At 51.5% G+C, this 204-nt stretch carries 2 tRNA genes; both read left to right on the top strand.

What is annotated here, in order from left to right:
* The first annotated feature begins 26 nt into the window (after positions 1–26).
* Positions 27–108: transfer RNA gene (locus tag SB717_RS40225), tRNA-Leu, on the top strand.
* A 23-nt stretch (positions 109–131) separates the two neighbouring features.
* Positions 132–203, top strand: a tRNA-Gly gene (locus SB717_RS40220).
* The last annotated feature ends 1 nt before the right edge of the window (position 204 follow it).

Here is a 204-nt window from a genome sequence, read left to right as displayed (position 1 = left end):
TCATGGCTCACCATTTATATTCACACGCGGGTGTGGCGGAATTGGCAGACGCGCTAGACTTAGGATCTAGTGTCTTACGACGTGGGGGTTCAAGTCCCTTCACCCGCATCTTTTCTTAATTTCATATATGTGCGGAAGTAGTTCAGTGGTAGAACACCACCTTGCCAAGGTGGGGGTCGCGAGTTCGAACCTCGTCTTCCGCTC

The sequence above is a fragment of the Priestia sp. SIMBA_032 genome, assembly GCF_046535215.1.
GTDB lineage: Bacteria > Bacillota > Bacilli > Bacillales > Bacillaceae_H > Priestia > Priestia aryabhattai.
The sequence above is the reverse complement of the archived record's forward strand: the minus strand, read 5'-3'. Positions and strand labels throughout refer to the sequence as shown.